Origin of the sequence: Kribbella sp. C-35, from assembly GCF_046549195.1 — a bacterium.
In the GTDB taxonomy this organism is placed as follows: Bacteria; Actinomycetota; Actinomycetes; order Propionibacteriales; family Kribbellaceae; genus Kribbella.
Genome location: NZ_JAJPWG010000003.1, coordinates 793,796 through 809,823, shown reverse-complemented (window position 1 = coordinate 809,823; position 16,028 = coordinate 793,796). Strand labels below are relative to the sequence as shown.

Below are 16,028 nucleotides of genomic sequence, written 5' to 3'. Positions count from 1 at the left end.
AGGGAACTGGACGCACGAACGCAATACTTCAATCTGGCATTGCAAAAACGTGACTTCCTGTGGAGATTGCCTGCCGGAGGGCAAACGACAGCAGCCGCCGACCTCATCGGTCAGCGGCTGCCTGGTCTTGCGGTTGTCTAAATGCGGGCTCGGGCGGTGGAGGCGCGGACGACAAGCTCGGGTTCGAAGAGGAGCTCGTCGGCAGGGACGGCGGCGCGTTCGATCAGGGCGACCAGCATGTCGACGGCGGCGCGGCCCATCGCGTCGATCGGCTGCCGGACGGTGGTCAGCGGCGGGTCGGTGCAGTTCATCATCGCGGAGTCGTCGTACCCGATCACCGAGACCTCGTCGGGGACGCTCAGACCGGCTCGACGTACGGCGCGGATGGCGCCGAGGGCGAGGATGTCGCTGGCGCAGACGATGCCGGTGACGCCGGCGTTCACCAGTTTGGTCGCGGCCGCGTGCCCGCCCTCGAGCGAGAACATCGTGTGCTCGACCAGCCCCGGATCCGCCTCCTCCGCGGCCATGAACGCCTCCAGCTTCCGGCGCGACGGGATGTGGTCGCGAGGGCCGAGAACCATCCCGATCCGCCGGTGGCCAAGGGCGCGCAGGTGGCCGATCGCCATCTCCGCGGCGACGTAGTCGTCCGACGAGACCTGCGGGAAGCCGAGGTGATCGACGGCCGCGTTGACCAGTACGGTCGGCAGCTTGCGCTCCTGGATCAGCTCGTAGTGCCCGTGCGGCGCGTCCGCCTGCGCGTAGAACCCACCGGCGAACACGACGCCCGACACCTGCTGCTGGAGGAGCAGATCCACGTAGTCGGCCTCGGAGACGCCGCCGACCGTCCGGGTGCAGAGCAACGACGTGAAACCTTGCTGCGCGAGGGCCCCGCCGACGACCTCGGCGAACGCCGGGAAGATCGGGTTCTGCAACTCGGGCAGGACCAGGCCGACCAGCCGGGCGCGATCACCCCGGAGCTGCGTGGGCCGCTCGTACCCGAGCACGTCGAGCGCGGTCAGGACTGCTTCCCGGGTAGCCTCGGACACGCCGGGCTTCCCGTTGAGGACCCGGCTCACGGTGGCTTCGCTGACGCCGACCTTCTTGGCCACCTCTGCAAGTCGTCGTGTCATGACGCAAACTCTACGCCTATTCACGCAAGAACTTGCAAGCACTTGCGTCGAGTTTCTCCAGCTGCCGGGCGGAAGGACGCTGAACGCTCAGGATTCCTGACACACTGGGAGCCGTGCCTCGATTCGTCGCCACCCGCCCGGACACCGGTCTGCTGTCGCTCCCGTGGGACGTCCCGCTGGAGGACTGGCCCGAGGACCAGCTGGTCGCGCTGCCGCGCGGTATCTCGCGGCACGTGGTCCGCTTCGTCCGGGTCAACGGCAGCGTGTACGCGATCAAGGAGGTCCTCGAGCACCTGGCGATGCACGAGTACCGCCTGCTCCGCGACCTCGAACGACTGGAGGCGCCGTCCGTCGAACCCGTCGGCGTGATCACCGACCGCGTGGACCGCGACGGCGAGCCGATCGACTCGATCCTGATCACCCGGCACCTGCAGTTCTCGCTGCCGTACCGGGCGCTCTTCTCCAGCACGCTGCGCCCCGACACCGTCAACCGGCTGATCGACGCCCTGGTCGCGTTGATCGTCCGGCTGCACCTGCTCGGCTTCTTCTGGGGCGACTGCTCGCTGTCGAACACCCTGTTCCGGCGCGACGCCGGCGCGTTCGCGGCGTACCTGGTGGACGCCGAGACCGGTGAACTGCACCAGGACATCTCCGACGGGCAGCGGGCGCACGACCTCTACACGGCGGAGATCAACCTATTCGGCGAGCTCCTCGACCTGCAGGAGGGCGGTCTGCTCGACGAGTCGATCGACCCGCAGGAGACGGTCGAGTCGATCCAGAAGCGGTACGAGGCGCTGTGGTCCGAGCTGACCGCCCCGGAGGAGTTCGGCGGAGACGAGATGCACCGGCTGGACTCGCGGATCCGGCGGCTGAACGAACTCGGCTTCGACGTCGCCGAGATCGACATCATCACCGACTGGGACGGCAGCCAGGTCCGGATCCAGCCGAAGGTCGTCGACGCCGGGCACCACTCCCGCCGGCTGCTCCGGCTGACCGGGCTGGACGTCGAGGAGAACCAGGCCCGCCGGCTGCTGAACGACCTGGACTCGTTCGCCGCCTCGACCGACCAGCAGAACGAGGACGAGGAGATCGTCGCCCACCAGTGGCTGACCGAGGTCTTCGAGCCGGTCGTCCGCTCGGTCCCCCGCGACCTGAAGCGCAAACTCGAGCCCGCCGAGGTCTTCCACGAGGTCCTCGAGCACCGCTGGTTCCTGTCCGAACAGGCCGGCCACGAGGTCGACACGATGGAGGCCGCGCGCTCGTACGTCAACGAGGTACTCGCCGCGAAACCGGACGAGAAGCTGGCGCTTCCGACTCCTACGCTGCCCGAACCTGACTGATCCCTGCAACGTTCTGGCGCTCACTGGCGTGATGTGGGTGGGAGGTGCCGGATGGAGACGCCGGAGTTCGACGAGTGGGTGGCGCAGCGGGGGGCCGCGCTGTTGCGGTTCGCGTACCTGCTCACCCGCGACCACGCGCGCGCCGAGGAGGCCGTGCAGGACGCGCTGATCGCTGCGTACTCACGGTGGAACCGGATCTGCCGTGGTCAGGATCCGGAGGCGTACGTCCGGCGCTCGATCGTGAACGCCGACATCTCCCGCTGGCGCCGGTTCCTCCGGCGCGAGACGCCGACCGCGGATCCGGTGCGGACATCATCCCGGCCGGATCACGCCGACGCCCAAGCGGAGCAGGACGCGGTCTGGACGCTCTGCGCAACCTTGCCAACCAAACAACGGGCCGCCGTCGTACTGCGGTACTACGAGGATCTTCCGGATGCGGAGATCGCGGAGATCCTCGGCTGCTCGCCGGCCACGGTCCGCTCGCAGATCCATCGTGCGCTGGCATCGCTGCGCACCACCATCGGAACCGAGGAGGTCAAGCGCTGATGGACGCATCCGAGAAGCTGCTCGCGGACACCCTGGCGAAGCACGCGGCCGACGCACCGGCCGACGACCACCTCTTGTCCGTGGTCCACGCCCGCCTGCGCCGCCGCCGCACCGGTCGCTCGATCGGCGCCGTCGTCATTGCCGCGGCGGTCGTCGCCACGGCCATCACCGCGTCGCACTCCCTCACCGCCGAAACGCGGACCGACCCGCAGGTCAGCCGGCCAGGTCCGGCAGACGCCGGGTGGCGGTGGGAGTCGTACAAGACTGTGCAGGTCCAGGTCCCGTCGAGCTGGACGCAGTACATCTCCGGCCCGGCACCGTGTACGACGTTCGCGAACTCGGCCGTCCCCTCGGTCGGACGGTTGAACGGCTGGCTCAGCAAGGACTGGTACACCTGCAGCGACGCCGTACTGCCGCTGAACAGACGGCAGCCGTACCTCTGGTTCGACGACGTCCAGGCGCCAGGGATCAAGCGGTATGACGCCGGGTGGACGGAGGAGACCCGACTCGTCGGCGGCACGAAGATCAGCGTGCTGACCAAGGACGACACACTCCGTCGCCGCATCCTCGACTCGGCCCGTCCGATCACCGGCACCGACTACTACGGTTGCGCGCTGACGGACCTCGGACCGCAGGGCACAGGTTTGGATGCGAAGGATCAGATCACCTCTGCCGACGTCTGTGAGTACTGGCACGGCTCGTTGGTCTCTGGATCCCAGCTCGGCGCCGGGACCGCGACCGCGTTCGCGCAGGGAGTGAACGGCTCGCCGGAAGGTCCACAATCACCCCGCGCGAAGGGGTGCGGCAACATCGACCAGCGCACGTTCGTCGTCACCCTGCACGGCCGCGCCAAGTCCTATCCGGTCTGGATCATCGCCGACTACTGCATCGTGGACCACACCTTCTCCACCGACGACGGCACCACTCAGCGCCGCGCCGACGGCAACACCCTCGGCCTGATCCAGCAAGGCGTCCACAAACCCAACCAGCCCAGCGACATCTTCGACCCGGTCCGCCCCATCACTCCGCCAAACCGCTGAACTCAGGACATCCCCGGGCTGGCGACGGGAAGGCCGATCGCCTTGGCCGTCGCCAGCAGACGCCGGTCATAGCTGACGAACGCGGTCAGATCGTCGCCCAGAATCGCGTCTGCCGTCGCGAGGTGAATCGCATCGAGCGAGCGAATCCACGGATCCTCGTAAGCAGCTGCAGTGGTGCGCACCGTCTCATCGACGTCGTACATGGACACCTGCGCCAGAACAGAAGGGGCGGTGGTGAGCAAGGCCGGCTCAGATCGTCGGAGAGCTCGTGGCAGCTCCACCTCCACCAGCGCCGACGACACGAAGATTCGATCGACCTGCTGGTTGAGCCAGTCAACGAGCTCCTGCGACTCGGCCTCCCGTCGGACGAGCTTCACCAGCGCCGCTGCATCCAGGTAGATCATCAGTAGCGCTCCTCATCCCGCATCTGCCTGAGCAGCTCACCGGCCTCATGATCGGTGCGCACCTCACCCTTCGGCCGCGAGAACGGTCGCGTAAGGCGAGCCGGCCGGAAGCTCCCACTTGCGAGCAAGCGAGCGATCGGAGACGGCGTTGCCGGCACCAGGCGCGCGACGACCACGCCGCGTTCGGTGATGTCGATCTCCTCGCCTTGCTTCACCCGGGCCAGCACTCGGGCGGTTTCCTGGTTCAACATCCGGATCGGAACTTCAGCCATGGCTTCAGTATAGTACATATTTGTCTGACACCGCCTTCCTTGGTTTGTCGCCAGAGAAGGTACGGGTGTTCTGACTGTGGGAAGCCGTTGTCCACAGGGCTATTTCGATTGATAGACCCGGACGTAGTCGATGTCGAAGGAGTTCGGGAACGGGGTCGTGGCGTCGGGTGGGCCGCCGCGGTCGGCGTTCGCCCAGGTGCCGCTGTTGAGGACGACGTACATGGGTTTGTCGGGGACCTGGGCGCCGGTGATGCTCGAGGTTGGTGTGCCGTCGACGGTGAAAGTGATGTGGCCCGGCGACCACAGGACGCCGTACCGGTGCCAACCGGTCGTGGGTGTGAGGCCGGTCGACCAATGGCTGTCCCACCGGACGTCGGGCCAGGTTCCGGACGCGAGGCCGCTGTGCATGCTCTCGATGGAGCCGAACCATTCGGCGACGTCGATCTCAGGCGGCCAGCTGCGGTCCTGCGGAATCAGCCAGAACGCCGGCCACAACCCCTTGCCGGCCGGGAACTTCGCGCAGATCTCCCAGTATCCGTAGGTCTGGAAGAACTTGTCGTGCGACGAGATGAACCCCTCGGTGTACTGATACGTCCCGGCCGGATCCGTGCCGACCACCGGCTTGTCGTCGGTCACCAGCCGCAACTTCCCACCGGACAGTACGACGTTCTCGTCGACGGCGTAACTCCCGTACGACGTGTTGTGGTAGTGCCCACCCGCCCGCCCGGGAAAGTCCATCACCGTGCTCCACGACCGCCGGTCCAACGCCTGCCCACCGAACTCGTCGTGCCAACTCAACCGCATCCCAGCAGGTTGCCGCGCCGCGCACGTGGGACTCGTCGTCTGTGCTTGTGCGGGGACGTTCGTGAGGCTTGCCGTGAGCAACAACGCGGCAGCGCCAAAGATACGTAGTCTCATCATTTGATGCCTGACGTCGAGAAGCCGCTGACGAAGCGGCGTTGCATGAAGAGGAAGAGGATCAGGACGGGGAGGACGTACATGACGGCGCCGGCGGCGACCAGGTTGTTGAGGGGCAGGCCCTTGTCGTTGACGTAGCCGGTGGCCATCGCGACGGCCAGGGTCGTGCTGTCCTGGCTGAGGAACATGGCCGGGCCGACGAAATCGCCCCAGGCGTGCGTGAAGGAGAGGATCACGCTGGCCGCGATCACCGGCCAGGACTGCGGCAGGAAGATCCGCCAGAAGATCCCGACGTACCCGCAACCGTCGATGATCGCGGCCTCCTCCATCTCCCGCGGGATGCCGGCGAAGAACTGCCGGAACAAGAAGATCAGGAATGCGCTGCCGCCCAGCCCCCAGGCGACCCACGGCCAGTACGTGTTGACCATGTGCAGCTTCGCGAAGATCAGGTACGTCGGAACGAGCGTCACGATCCCCGGCAGCATCATCGTCGCGAGCAGCACGACGAACAGCTGCTTCTTGCCTGGCGCCGTCAGCCGCGCGAACCCGAATCCGACCCACGCCGAGCTCAGTGTGGTCAACGTCGTACTGATGAACGCGATGGTCAGCGAGTTCTGCGCGGCGCCGAGGAAGTTCACGCTGATGATCGCCTCGGAGTAGTTCGCGAACCGCGGCTGCGACGGCCACCAGGTCGGCGGGAACGACGCCATCTCGGCCGACGACTTCAGTGAGCTCGACACCAGCCAGAGGATCGGGCTGATCATTACGAGGACAACAGCCAGCAGCACAAGCGACAGCGCCCACCGGTAGGTCCGCGTCATTTCGATCCCTCCGGCTCGACGGTGTAGAAGACGGTCCGCGCGCTCACCTTGATGATCAGCAGCGTGACGAGCAGGATCACCGCGAACAGCAGCCACAACATCGCCGACGCGTAGCCGAAGCGGGACGCGCTGAAGTACTGGGCGAACACGTGGATCATGTACAGATAGTTGCCCTGAGGCACCGCCCCGGCGCCGCTCAGCGAACCCGACGACAACAGCAACGGCGCGAACGACTGCAGCGAGCCGATCATGCCGGTGATCACCTGGAACAGGATCACCGGCGACAGCAGCGGGATGGTGATCCTGGTGAACGACTGCCAGTACGACGCCCCGTCGACCTGCGCGGCCTCGAGCAACTCCCGCGGAATGTCCTGCAACCCCGCCAGCGAGATGATCATCGACCCGCCGCAGCCCCAGAGCACCAGGGCGTACAGCACGTAGCGGGCGTTCGGATCCACCAGCCAGGTGATCGGGTTCGCGCCGAGGGTGCTCAGGATGCCGTTCGCCGCGCCCGCGTCACGGTCGAAGATCAACCGGAACGTCAGCGCCGCCCCGACCGGCGGGACCACGGCCGGCAGGTAGATCAGCGCCCGGTACAACCCCCGCGCCCGGATCGGCTGGTTCACCATCACCGCGAGCAGCAGCCCGGCGAGGATCGACAACGGCACGGTGACGAGCGCGAACATGCCGGTCTTGGCGAGCGAGCTCAGGGTCAGCGGGTCGTGGAAGATGTCGACGTAGTTCTGGAAGCCGACGAAGTGCGTCCTGGGCGATAGACCGTCGGAGTCCGTCAGGCTGAGCCAGAACGCGTACCCGAGCGGGAACACGGTCAGGCCGACGAACCCCAGGACCCACGGCGCGACGAACAGGTAGAAGGTGCGCGCCTTGCGCAGCGTCGGCGGCTTCTTCTTCCGGTCCGGGCGTTCCGCTGCGGCCTCCGCGACGGTGGAACGCCGTACCTCGGTGAGCGCGGAGCTCACCGCAACCGCTTCTTTCCGTCGGCGAGCTGCGCGTTGATCTGCGAGTTCAGCGTGTCTGCGAACTGGCCGGCCGTCATCGTGCCCTTGATTGCCTTGGGCAACTCACGGGTGATGATCGCGTTGATCGCGTCCTGCCGGACGTACGGTGTGGCGGACGTGACCGAGAAATGCTGCTGCTCCGCCATCTGCACCTCGTAGGCCTGCTTCTGGTACGGCAGCTTCTGCGGCATCAGCTTCTGCAGCGACTTGAGCGGCGGAATGCCCCAGCCGCCGGTCGCCCGCGCCTTCGCGGGGTCGCCGGCCAGGAACCACTCCATCACCGCCCAGGCGGCGTCCTTGTTCTTGCTCGCCTTGGGCATCCAGAGGCCGGTCGCGCCGAAGCACGGGCTGACCCGCCGGCCGGTGTCGAACTGCGGCGCCGGCGCGAAGCCCGCGACCTTGGCGGACTTGGGGTCGCCGGCGAACAGGCCGCCGAGCCAGTAGCCGCTGAGCGTGGTCGCCATCCGGCCGGCCTGGAAGGTCGGGCCGTCCCAGCCGTTCGGGTCGGGGTTGAGCACGGTCGGCCCGATCCCCGCCTTCGCGTAGTCCAGGTACCAGGTGAGGGCGCGCTGCGCTTCCGTACTGCTGAAGTCGACCGAGGCCAGGTCGTCGGACGTCAGCTTCCCTCCGGCCAGGTCGGTCAGCCAGGCCAGCTGTGTGAACAGGCCCAGGCCGTTCGGGTTCAGGCCGTAGACGCTGACCTTCGCGCCCTGCCGCTTCACCAGGCGCTTGCCCTCTTCGAGCAGGTCGTCGAGCAGCAGCGGCGTCGTCGCACTCGGACGGGTCACCTTCGCCGCGTCGTACAGCGCGCTGTTGAACCAGATCGTGCAGTCCTGCGAGTAGTCCTTCGCGAACCCGTACCGCGGGCCGCTCCCCTGCTTCTCACCGTCGTACCGCCAGAGGTCGTTGACCGGGTCGATGTCGTCCGCCTTGATCAGCGTGCTCTTCGCGAAGTACGGATCCAGGTTCTCCGCGACCTGCCTGGCCACCAGGTACGGCGTGTCGGTCGCACCCATGCCCCGGACCACGTCCGGCGGGTTGCCACTCGCAAGCATCGCGGTCAGCTTGGTCAGGTCGTACTCGACGGTCTTCACGGTCAGGCCGAGCGCCTGCGAGGCAGCCTTCGCCTCCTTCGGGCCGAACTCGCCCGACTGCGACATGACGGTCACAGTGCCCTTCGCGGCCGAGCCCGTGCCAGGGGCGGCGGCCGGGGTGTTCGTGGAGGACGCGGGTGAGCAGCCCACCGCCAGCGCACCGCCGGCGGCCGCGCTGCCGAGCGCCAGGAACCGGCGGCGGGAGAGCCCTGCGTTCGTTGTGGTCATGGCCAGCCTCTCAATCGGATGTCTCGGGGTCGAACAGCCGGCAGACCGGGCCGGAGGAGGGGCCGGCCCGGTCTGCCAGGGCTTCGCTGTCGTCTTCGGGTCGGTAGCCCAGCTCGTGCCGGGCGGAGGTGGTGTCCCAGTAGTTCCGTGTGTTGGCGGACACGCCGAAATGCACGCCGTACCGCTGCCGCGCCTGCAGGGCGGCCAGCATCAGCCGGCCGGCGTCGTCGTCGGACAGCCACTGCCCGAGGTAGCGACGCTCGGTCGGCGGCCAACCGGTCAGGCCGAGACGCAGGCAGGTGACCGACGCGCCGGTGCGCTCGGCATGCGTCCGGCCGAGCGCCTCGAGGACGACCTTGCCCAGTCCGTACGGACAGCACGGGCGCGGGTCGAGTCGTGGACCGACAGGCCAGTACTGCGGCCGGTTGTACTCACCCAGGGCGTGCAGCGAACTGGCCAGCACCAGCTTCGGTACGGCGTGTGCCGCGGCGGCCTCGAGCACCACCTGAGTCGTCCACACGTTGGCGGCGTACACGCTGTCCCATGTCTGCCAGGGGCTGCTGTTTCCCGCCAGGTGCACGACCGCGTCCGCTCCGGCCAAGGCGTCGCGCGCCTCTTCAGGATCGCTGAGATCGGCCTGCACCAGCCCGGCGGTTCGCTGCGCCGGGACGGCGCTGTCGATCAGCCGCACCCGGTAGTGCTTGCGCAGCCACGGCAGCACCACCGTGGCGACGCGCCCCAGTCCGCCGGTCACCACCACCAGCGGGGCGTTGCTCAGCTCAGCGTCCATGTCGTTCGTCCGGTCGCCAGGCCCGGGGTGATCCCCGAGCTGTGGCTGGAATTGTTCGAGCACTCCGCCGTTTGTGTCAAGAGTGTGAACGCAGTTTGTCAGTTTTGTTGACGGCGGTTACGAGTTCGTCAATACTTTTCGTCGTGGCTGCCAAGGACACCGGATCTCTGCGAGCGCTGCGGCGCACCAACTCCGAACGGATGCTGTCCGCGCTCATGGAGCACGGCGCACTGCACCGGGCGGAGCTGGCGCGGATCTGCGGTGTGTCCCGGACGACGGTGTCGACGATCGTGGCCGACCTGATCACCGGCGGTGTGGTGATCGAAGTCGTCGGCGACCAGGTCGCCCGGGCCGGGATCGACGCGTCCGAAGTCGACGGCCGGGCCCGCGGCTTCCTGCGCGCCAACCCGGCGGCCGGTGCGGCCGGCGGCCTCGACTTCACGCTCGAACGCGTCTGGTGCCACCTCACGGACCTGTCGGGCGAGACGCTGGCCAGCGACGGGGTCCGCGTAGTTCGCGACACCCCGTGGCAGGAGCGGCTCGCGGCCGGGATCGAGCTGCTCGACGGCCTGCTGGAGCAGACCGGTCGCGGTCGCGACAACCTGGTCGGCGTCGCGATCGGCGTGCCCGGTCCGCTCGATCTGCAGACCGGTGTGGTCGGTCCGTCGCTGCCAGGGCAGGCCTGGGCCGGGGTGAACGTCGCGGCGGAGTTCGGCCGGCGTCTCGACGTACCGGTGCTCGTGGAGAACAACACCCGGCTGGAGGCCGTTGCCGAGTTCACCTGGGGCGCGGGGCGGGACCTCCGCGACGTGCTGTATCTCGGGTTGTCGACCGGGATCGGGTCCGGACTGCTTGTCGACGGCAACCTTCATCACGGCGGCGCGCGCGGTGGCGGCGGGGAGATCGGCCATCTGTCGGCTGACACGAACGGTGCGACCTGTCCGTGCGGGAATCGCGGCTGCCTGGTGCAGTACGCGTCGCTTCAGGCCGTACTCGCGGCTCTCGCGCCGGTGCTCGGTGAGGACGCCGGCCTCGACGAGTTGCTCGCATCCGCCGCCGACGGCCAACCGGAAACCTTGCAGGTGCTGCGGGAGGCGGGTGAGCAGACCGGGCGGGTGCTCGCGAACATCTGCAACCTGCTCAACCCGGAGCGCATCATCGTCGGCGGCGAGCTCGCACGCGCGGGTGACCTGATTCTGGAGCCGATCCGCGCCACGTTGCGCCGTACGGCGATGTCACTCACCCGCGACGCCGACGTCGTCGCGGCCGAGCTCGACCTCGGCGCCCGCGCCGGTGCCTCCGGCGCCGCCGCCCTGGTGCTCCGTCAGACCGACCAGCTGGTCGCCGCCCTTCTGTCCGCTCCTGACCGGCAACCGAATGAGGCAGTGTGAAGATCGTCGGGTACGAGACGTTCCTGGTGGCGCCGCGGTGGCAGTTCCTGCGGATCGACACCGACGAAGGCATCAGCGGGTGGGGGGAGCCGATCGTCGAGGGACGTGCGGAGGCCGTGCAGGGCGCGGTCGCGGCCCTGATGGAGTACCTGGTCGGTGCGGATCCGCTGCGGATCGAAGAGCACTGGCAGGTGATGGCGAAGGGCGGCTTCTACCGCGGCGGCCCGGTGCTGTCGAGTGCGCTGGCCGGGATCGACCAGGCGCTGTGGGACATCAAGGGGCGCTACCACGAGGTCCCTGTGCACGAGTTGCTCGGCGGACCGGTCCGGGACCGGGCGCGCGTCTACACCTGGGTCCACGGCCGCGACAACGCGCAGCTCGTCGACGAGGCCCAAGCCAAGGTGGAGAAGGGATTCACGGCCCTCAAGCTCAACCTGTCCGAGGCCCTGCCGCCGATCCCGTCGCCTGCTCAGCTCCGAGCCTCGGTGAGTCGCGTCGAGGCGCTGCGCGATGCGCTCGGCGACGGCATCGACATCGCGCTCGATTTCCACGGCCGGTTCAGTACGGCGGCGACGCGGCAGATCCTGCCGTTGCTCGAGCCGCTGCTGCCGATGTTCGTCGAGGAGCCGGTGCTGCCCGAGTTCGCCCGCGACCTGCGCCGGATCACCGAATCGACGAGCATCCCGATCGCCACCGGCGAGCGGCTGTTCTCCCGCTGGGACTTCCGCGACGTCCTGACCACGGGCATCGCGGTCGCGCAGCCGGACATCTCGCACGCCGGCGGTATCTCCGAAGTGCGCCGGATCGCCGCGATGGCCGAGGCGTACGACGTGAGCGTCGCACCGCACTGCCCGCTCGGGCCGATCACGCTGGCCGCGAGCCTCCAACTCGACTTCGCGATCCCGAACTTCCTGATCCAGGAACAGAGCCTCGGCATCGAGTACGGCGGCGGCAACGCGCTCCTCGACTACCTGGTGGATCCGGACGTCTTCGCCTTCACCGACGGGTATGTGCAACGGCCGGCCGGCCCCGGGCTGGGCATCGAGGTCAACGAGGACGTCGTACGGGCTGCCGCTGCGGAGCCGCATCGCTGGCGGTCGCCCGTGCTGCGGCATGACGACGGATCCTTCGCAGAATGGTGAACCCGCCCATGGGCTGGAACAGCTGGGACTGTTTCGGTACGACGGTCACTGAGGCTGAGGTGCTGGCCAACGCGCAGGTGATGCACGACCAGTTGCTGCGGTTCGGGTGGGACACCGTGGTCGTGGACATCGCCTGGTACGACCCGACCGCCCGATCGCACGGCTACAACGAGAACGCGCCGGTCGTCCTGGACGACTACGGCCGCCAACTGCCGGCGCCGCTGCGGTTCCCCTCAGCCGCGAGCGGCGCCGGCTTCGGGCCGTTGGCCGCGAAGGTGCACGAGCTCGGGCTGAAGTTCGGGCTGCACATCATGCGCGGCATCCCGCGGCGGGCGGTCGAGCTCGACCTGCCGGTGTACGGGACGGAGTGGACGGCGCGGGAGATCGCGGACCCCGATCACGTCTGCGCGTGGAATCCGGACAACCTCGGGCTGAACCACGACCATCCCGGCGCGCAGGCGTACTACGACGCCCAGGTCGCACAGTTCGCCGAGTGGGGTGTGGACTTCGTGAAGGCGGACGACATGCTCGCGCCGTACCACGATCGCGAGATCGCGGCGTACGCGCAGGCGATCGCGCGGAGCGGGCGGGACATCGTGCTGTCGTTGTCGCCCGGCACGCAGTTGTCGACGCATCACGTCGAGCATCTGCGGGCCAACGCGCAGCTGTGGCGGATCTCCGACGACCTGTGGGACCGGTGGGAGGATGTGCACGCGCAGTTCGCGCGACTGGCCCGGTGGGCGCCGTTCCAGCAGGCCGGCGGCTGGGCCGACGCGGACATGCTGCCCCTCGGCCACATCGGCATCCGCGCCGAACGCGGCGACGACCGCGACAGCCGCCTCACCGTCGACGAACAGAAGACGCTGCTCACGCTGTGGGTGATGGGCCGCTCGCCACTGATGATGGGCGGCGACCTCCCGACCACGTCCCCGGAAACCCTTGCCCTGTTGAAGAACCCGGCGCTCGCCGAACTTCTGCGGTCTTCGTACGACGGCCGGGAGATCATCCGCGAGCCGCTGGACGACGGCGAGCTGATCGTCTGGACCGCCCAAGGCGACAACTGCTCCTACGCAGCGCTGTTCTGGACCGGCTCCACCCCACGCGAGGTAACAGTCCCCCTGAAATCCCTCGCCGCCGAGGGTGCACCACGCGACCTCTGGGACGATTCGGTTACCGATGAGGTCCCGGCCCACGGCGTGCGCTGGCTCAAATTCAGCTGACCACCGCGGGCGAACTGCAGGGCCGTGAGACACGTTCTGGTCGGCGGCACCCGGTATTCCCTGTCCGCAGCACCCAGCGACTGTCACTTCTCCCGGGAACCGGCTGACCGCGCTCACCTGTAGACGCAGTCCGCCGAAAACTGCAGCTCGACAGACTCCGCTGCGGAGCTGAAGGTTCAGTCCACTGCTCTGGTCAACCAACGGGAGATCGGCGCGTCGCCGAGTTCGTCGAGGGTGTTGATCCAGCGGGCTTCGGCGATCTCGGGTGACAGTCTGAGTGGCTGCGCGGTGGCGACCGCGGTGAGGATCGTCAGAGTGTCGTGCTTGCCTTCCAGAGTGGTGACGGTGGTGTCCACCACGGTGAAGGCTTCGGGCGGTACGGCGAGGCCTAGTTCCTCGTGGATCTCGCGGGCAGCGGCCTGTGCGGGTGTTTCGCGGGGTGGTTTGTAGCCGCCGCCCGGTAGTGCCCAGCGGCGGGTGTCGGCGTATGAGTGGCGGACGACCAGGAATCGGCCGTCCTTCTGGCGGAGCAGGGCCTTGACGCCGAACGTCGTCGGTTTGCGAACCCGGAACCAGAGCTGCGCGAACGGTGAGCCCGCGCGCAGCAGCAGAGCGCGAAAGCGCATCAGCGAGCTCTCTGGCGGCTGGTTGCCGACCAGCCGGCCACGGCGACAACTGCAGCAACCAGCCAGATGCCGACAGCAACGACCGGCGCCCCTGTCCACTCCACCTGGTAGGTCTTGTCGGTCCAGGAATAGGCCGGATTCGGCTCGACCATCATGATGACAATCGTCACCACGGTCCCAGCGAAACTGCACACCACGGCGACGATCGTCGCTGGGAACAACAGAAAGGCCAGCATCAGCACGAGATAAGCGAGGAACAGAACGGTTCCCAGACCGCCGAGCGGCAAGGGTCCGCCAGGCAGCTCGATCAGGCTGATCCCGCTGAAGAGCCTGATCCGGGGTCGACCGGCGTCCTCCCACGCGGTCAGCCACGGCGGCGCGAGCACGACCAGCAACGCCAGCGACACAGCGAAGCCCATCAGCCGGAAATGCTGACGCCTGGACTCATCACTGCCGGAAGACGGCGCTTGGACGCCCCCGAAAGACTCGCGGTTGTCAGCCTCGCTCATGCACACCCCTTGTCCGGAACCAGATGCCAGAAACAGATACTCGAGGCATCTTGTCAGGCCTTCAGTTCGGTTTGCGGTCGAAGGTCAGGATCAGACCGGCGGCGTTGACGACGAGGGATCGATCGTCGACCGCGACGTTGAACTCGGCATCGAGTTGGTTGTCCGTGAGCAGCGAGCGCATCGTGCCGGTCGTGAGGTCGATGCCCACCAGATCGTGGAGCGTCGCGATGAGAAGGGTATTGCCGGCCACCGCCACCTCCCTGGGATCAAGCTCCTTGGTGTAGTCGGTGAACGTCTTCGTCCACCGGGTCTTCCCGGTGGATACGTCTCGTGCCACGACGGTCTGCTGATCCCGCGGAGCGATGCCCGTGGTCTCGAACGTGAGCAACACGTCACCGACGACACGTACCCCGTCCTCGCGACTGATTCCGATTCTGTTGCCGAGGTCCTGACGCCAGCGCTCCTTACCATCAGGTCCGAGGCCAACCAGCCAGTTCTGGTTGTTGCGGCGGTCGTACGTGGGGCTCGACCCTCGCGTCTGCCGTGCCAGGACGACAGCGGTGGAGTCATGAACTCCGATCACGGCGGTCGCCCAGCCGGTGCCATCGGGTCCGGGATACTCCCACTTGGCCGAACCATCGCGGATCGCGAACGCGCGCACCGGGCCTTCATTAGTCCTGAGGCGACCATCGCCGTTCGATGGCACCGAGAAGCGGTCGGCTCGGTCACCCCACTGGGTCACCAGGACCGAGTCGCCGAACACGTCCACCGAGCCGCCCTCTTCGAACCCGTCGATCCGCGCCTTCCAACGCCGCTTCCCGTTGCCCGGATCGAGCGAAACGAGAATCGGACGCTGGTCGCTCCACTTGTCGTTGGCGCCGCGCAGGGCGAAGAGTCCACCGCCGCCCGCTGCGATCGACGGCTCGTTGCTGCCGGACACGTATCCTTCGCCGATCGACGTACACCACTGCAGTTCACCGCTGCCGGGCTCCACCGATGCGATCTGAGGAGCCAATCCGTCTGGTTCATGCTGGTGCAGCACCAGGCCTTTCGAGGTGTGGGCAGCATCCAGCAGGTGGTCGTCGTACCAACGCGCCCAGGCCGTCCCCCCGATGGCGCTGTCGAGCCGGGTGACAACGCCGGCGCTGACTTCCTGCTTCCCGGCCAACTGGTCCTGATCGATCAACACCAACGGTTCGCCCTGCTCAGCTCCGACCAGCCGGATGAGACCGTTCGGCGCGCCGTACTTGTCGACGGTCGTGACGACGCTGCGCAGGGTCCCCAGGCTCGATGGCATTCGCCGAGCTTGGGCGAGTACCTCCTCGGCAAAAACGCGCAGGGAGTCCGAGAATGCGCTGAGATCTACCTCCGCGGGGGCAGCAGGCCGCAACGACGGCAGCGGCTGCTCGGCCGGCACCCGTGCAACCAGGGGCTGACAGCGCTCTCCCCACCATTGCACTCCCTCGACAACGCCCCAGGACCCGAACGCCAGCGCCGGCAACACAGCCAAGGCGATGATCTTCTTGCGCTTCACGTCG

General features: G+C 67.7%; 17 protein-coding genes. 6 read left to right on the top strand and 11 right to left on the bottom strand.

All coding sequences use genetic code 11. From position 1 onward, the window contains the following. Nucleotides 1-137: 137 nt before the first annotated feature. Complete coding sequence (locus tag ACLJOO_RS23805) at nucleotides 138-1,130, bottom strand: LacI family DNA-binding transcriptional regulator (protein ID WP_327639948.1); 993 nt, start codon at nucleotides 1,128-1,130, stop codon at nucleotides 138-140. 92 nt (nucleotides 1,131-1,222) lie between these two features. On the opposite strand from ACLJOO_RS23805, the gene ACLJOO_RS23800 reads away from it, so the two are divergent. From ACLJOO_RS23800 to ACLJOO_RS23790, 3 genes are read left to right on the top strand one after another with little or no spacing between them, the layout of a single operon-like run. Beyond that, entirely contained in the window at nucleotides 1,223-2,470 is a 1,248-nt protein-coding gene (locus ACLJOO_RS23800) for a DUF4032 domain-containing protein (RefSeq protein WP_410789959.1), read from the top strand. Between the two features lie 51 nt (nucleotides 2,471-2,521). Continuing rightward, a complete protein-coding gene (locus ACLJOO_RS23795; protein ID WP_410789497.1) occupies nucleotides 2,522-3,016 on the top strand; it encodes a SigE family RNA polymerase sigma factor in 495 nt (164 codons plus the stop codon). Continuing rightward, nucleotides 3,016-4,056, top strand: a complete 1,041-nt coding sequence (locus ACLJOO_RS23790) for a hypothetical protein (protein WP_410789496.1) — start codon at nucleotides 3,016-3,018, stop codon at nucleotides 4,054-4,056. The genes ACLJOO_RS23795 and ACLJOO_RS23790 overlap by 1 nt, the downstream gene beginning before the upstream one ends. A gap of 2 nt (nucleotides 4,057-4,058) precedes the next feature. Here the strand turns inward: ACLJOO_RS23790 and ACLJOO_RS23785 are convergent, their stop codons facing one another. From ACLJOO_RS23785 to ACLJOO_RS23755, 7 genes are all read right to left on the bottom strand, one after another. Next, entirely contained in the window at nucleotides 4,059-4,460 is a 402-nt protein-coding gene (locus tag ACLJOO_RS23785) for a type II toxin-antitoxin system VapC family toxin (RefSeq protein WP_410789495.1), read from the bottom strand. After that, a complete protein-coding gene (locus ACLJOO_RS23780) occupies nucleotides 4,460-4,732 on the bottom strand; it encodes a type II toxin-antitoxin system Phd/YefM family antitoxin (protein ID WP_410789493.1) in 273 nt (90 codons plus the stop codon). Before ACLJOO_RS23780 ends, ACLJOO_RS23785 begins: the two co-directional genes overlap by 1 nt. A gap of 99 nt (nucleotides 4,733-4,831) precedes the next feature. Continuing rightward, on the bottom strand, nucleotides 4,832-5,536 hold the full coding sequence (locus tag ACLJOO_RS23775; RefSeq protein WP_410789491.1) for a family 16 glycosylhydrolase: 705 nt from the start codon (nucleotides 5,534-5,536) through the stop codon (nucleotides 4,832-4,834). A 113-nt stretch (nucleotides 5,537-5,649) separates the two neighbouring features. Then, complete coding sequence (locus tag ACLJOO_RS23770; RefSeq protein ID WP_410789490.1) at nucleotides 5,650-6,471, bottom strand: carbohydrate ABC transporter permease; 822 nt, start codon at nucleotides 6,469-6,471, stop codon at nucleotides 5,650-5,652. After that, the gene (locus ACLJOO_RS23765) at nucleotides 6,468-7,451 is read right to left on the bottom strand and encodes a carbohydrate ABC transporter permease (RefSeq protein ID WP_410789489.1); all 984 of its coding nucleotides are present in this window, start codon (nucleotides 7,449-7,451) and stop codon (nucleotides 6,468-6,470) included. Before ACLJOO_RS23765 ends, ACLJOO_RS23770 begins: the two co-directional genes overlap by 4 nt. Next, complete coding sequence (locus tag ACLJOO_RS23760; RefSeq protein WP_410789488.1) at nucleotides 7,448-8,812, bottom strand: extracellular solute-binding protein; 1,365 nt, start codon at nucleotides 8,810-8,812, stop codon at nucleotides 7,448-7,450. Before ACLJOO_RS23760 ends, ACLJOO_RS23765 begins: the two co-directional genes overlap by 4 nt. Nucleotides 8,813-8,822: 10 nt before the next feature. Further along, nucleotides 8,823-9,602 (bottom strand): NAD-dependent epimerase/dehydratase family protein, encoded by a 780-nt coding sequence (locus ACLJOO_RS23755; RefSeq protein WP_410789487.1) that lies wholly within the window; start codon nucleotides 9,600-9,602, stop codon nucleotides 8,823-8,825. Between the two features lie 143 nt (nucleotides 9,603-9,745). Between ACLJOO_RS23755 and ACLJOO_RS23750 the strand changes: the two genes are divergently transcribed. From ACLJOO_RS23750 to ACLJOO_RS23740, 3 genes are read left to right on the top strand one after another with little or no spacing between them, the layout of a single operon-like run. After that, complete coding sequence (locus ACLJOO_RS23750; RefSeq protein ID WP_410789485.1) at nucleotides 9,746-10,993, top strand: ROK family protein; 1,248 nt, start codon at nucleotides 9,746-9,748, stop codon at nucleotides 10,991-10,993. After that, on the top strand, nucleotides 10,990-12,135 hold the full coding sequence (dgoD, locus tag ACLJOO_RS23745) for a galactonate dehydratase (protein WP_410789484.1): 1,146 nt from the start codon (nucleotides 10,990-10,992) through the stop codon (nucleotides 12,133-12,135). Before ACLJOO_RS23750 ends, dgoD begins: the two co-directional genes overlap by 4 nt. Beyond that, complete coding sequence (locus ACLJOO_RS23740; protein ID WP_410789483.1) at nucleotides 12,129-13,355, top strand: glycoside hydrolase family 27 protein; 1,227 nt, start codon at nucleotides 12,129-12,131, stop codon at nucleotides 13,353-13,355. Before dgoD ends, ACLJOO_RS23740 begins: the two co-directional genes overlap by 7 nt. A gap of 176 nt (nucleotides 13,356-13,531) precedes the next feature. Here the strand turns inward: ACLJOO_RS23740 and ACLJOO_RS23735 are convergent, their stop codons facing one another. The 3 genes from ACLJOO_RS23735 to ACLJOO_RS23725 all read right to left on the bottom strand — a co-directional run bounded on the left by ACLJOO_RS23735 (nucleotide 13,532) and on the right by ACLJOO_RS23725 (nucleotide 16,024). Then, nucleotides 13,532-13,981 carry an NUDIX domain-containing protein gene (locus tag ACLJOO_RS23735; protein WP_410789482.1) on the bottom strand — a complete coding sequence of 150 codons (450 nt, stop codon included), beginning with the start codon at nucleotides 13,979-13,981 and terminating at the stop codon, nucleotides 13,532-13,534. Further along, entirely contained in the window at nucleotides 13,981-14,490 is a 510-nt protein-coding gene (locus tag ACLJOO_RS23730; RefSeq protein WP_410789481.1) for a hypothetical protein, read from the bottom strand. Before ACLJOO_RS23730 ends, ACLJOO_RS23735 begins: the two co-directional genes overlap by 1 nt. Before the next feature lie 61 nt (nucleotides 14,491-14,551). Further along, nucleotides 14,552-16,024 carry a PQQ-binding-like beta-propeller repeat protein gene (locus ACLJOO_RS23725; protein WP_410789480.1) on the bottom strand — a complete coding sequence of 491 codons (1,473 nt, stop codon included), beginning with the start codon at nucleotides 16,022-16,024 and terminating at the stop codon, nucleotides 14,552-14,554. Nucleotides 16,025-16,028 lie beyond the last annotated feature (4 nt).

What these genes read in the sequence shown, in the direction of transcription:
- ACLJOO_RS23805 (WP_327639948.1), bottom strand. Translation starts at nt 1,130, where the DNA reads ATGACACGACGACTTGCAGAGGTGGCCAAGAAGGTCGGCGTCAGCGAA.
- ACLJOO_RS23795 (WP_410789497.1), top strand. Translation starts at nt 2,522, where the DNA reads ATGGAGACGCCGGAGTTCGACGAGTGGGTGGCGCAGCGGGGGGCCGCG.
- ACLJOO_RS23790 (WP_410789496.1), top strand. Translation starts at nt 3,016, where the DNA reads ATGGACGCATCCGAGAAGCTGCTCGCGGACACCCTGGCGAAGCACGCG.
- ACLJOO_RS23785 (WP_410789495.1), bottom strand. Translation starts at nt 4,460, where the DNA reads ATGATCTACCTGGATGCAGCGGCGCTGGTGAAGCTCGTCCGACGGGAG.
- ACLJOO_RS23780 (WP_410789493.1), bottom strand. Translation starts at nt 4,732, where the DNA reads ATGGCTGAAGTTCCGATCCGGATGTTGAACCAGGAAACCGCCCGAGTG.
- ACLJOO_RS23775 (WP_410789491.1), bottom strand. Translation starts at nt 5,536, where the DNA reads ATGCGGTTGAGTTGGCACGACGAGTTCGGTGGGCAGGCGTTGGACCGG.
- ACLJOO_RS23770 (WP_410789490.1), bottom strand. Translation starts at nt 6,471, where the DNA reads ATGACGCGGACCTACCGGTGGGCGCTGTCGCTTGTGCTGCTGGCTGTT.
- ACLJOO_RS23760 (WP_410789488.1), bottom strand. Translation starts at nt 8,812, where the DNA reads ATGACCACAACGAACGCAGGGCTCTCCCGCCGCCGGTTCCTGGCGCTC.
- ACLJOO_RS23755 (WP_410789487.1), bottom strand. Translation starts at nt 9,602, where the DNA reads ATGGACGCTGAGCTGAGCAACGCCCCGCTGGTGGTGGTGACCGGCGGA.
- ACLJOO_RS23740 (WP_410789483.1), top strand. Translation starts at nt 12,129, where the DNA reads ATGGTGAACCCGCCCATGGGCTGGAACAGCTGGGACTGTTTCGGTACG.
- ACLJOO_RS23735 (WP_410789482.1), bottom strand. Translation starts at nt 13,981, where the DNA reads ATGCGCTTTCGCGCTCTGCTGCTGCGCGCGGGCTCACCGTTCGCGCAG.
- ACLJOO_RS23730 (WP_410789481.1), bottom strand. Translation starts at nt 14,490, where the DNA reads ATGAGCGAGGCTGACAACCGCGAGTCTTTCGGGGGCGTCCAAGCGCCG.